The following is a 661-nucleotide window of genomic DNA, read 5'->3' on the forward strand; positions in this document are numbered from 1 at the left end:
GCGCGGATGAGGTTAGGTCGCTATAAGCGCTGGTGAGGCAGTACGCGCTGCCTCCGGGCTTTGTAACCCGAAGCACACCGGTTTGGTGCCCGCCGTTAGGGCGCCGAATTCCTCGACCTATGGTCGGGGAGCCGTGGACGTATGTCCAGGTTCCTCGGAACTAAAGGTCCATGGGCTGAGTGTGCTCGGTTACAAACTCCCCGATCGCCAGGGGTCAGGAACTATGCGGGGGCGAACCGCGCATTCCTGTTTTGGGAGTTGAACATGGACGCCGACGACCGATTGAATGGCGAGGCAGTCGATCTGAAGCCGCTGATAGGGCTCCTGCATGGGCTTCCGTCACCGCTTGTCGAGCGTCTCACGATCGATGCGATCCGTGAACATCGCGAACTGTTGGAGCGGGCAGAAAATCTGTTCAATGAACTGCCGGCTGACGTTAAAGCCGGTAAGGAGCTTGTTGGCGATGCCAATATTGCCTATCTCGAGGCAACCATCAGGATGCACGCGCAAATGTCAGCCCTGACGACCCTGCTGCACATTCTGGGCTATACGCCCAAGGCCTGATACGCCGGATCAGCTTAAATCAGGCCGCGTCGGATAGCCAAAGCCACCACCTGCGCATGATTGGCCAGATTGTAGCGCGTTCTGACATCGTCAATCG

General features: G+C 58.1%; 1 protein-coding gene and 1 pseudogene. One reads left to right on the forward strand and one right to left on the reverse strand.

Annotation, left to right across the window (positions count from 1 at the left end):
- Positions 1 to 264 precede the first annotated feature (264 nt).
- Positions 265 to 564 carry a transcriptional repressor TraM gene (locus RNA01_RS23540; RefSeq protein ID WP_147182473.1) on the forward strand — a complete coding sequence of 100 codons (300 nt, stop codon included), beginning with the start codon at positions 265 to 267 and terminating at the stop codon, positions 562 to 564.
- Between the two features lie 14 nt (positions 565 to 578).
- Here the strand turns inward: RNA01_RS23540 and RNA01_RS24535 are convergent.
- Positions 579 to 661, reverse strand: a pseudogene (locus RNA01_RS24535) (transcriptional regulator TraR); the annotation flags it as partial.

It is taken from the genome of Paenirhizobium naphthalenivorans (genome assembly GCF_007992095.1).
GTDB classification, from domain to species: domain Bacteria; phylum Pseudomonadota; class Alphaproteobacteria; order Rhizobiales; family Rhizobiaceae; genus Allorhizobium; species Allorhizobium naphthalenivorans.

What these genes read in the sequence shown, in the direction of transcription:
- RNA01_RS23540 (WP_147182473.1), top strand. Translation starts at nt 265, where the DNA reads ATGGACGCCGACGACCGATTGAATGGCGAGGCAGTCGATCTGAAGCCG.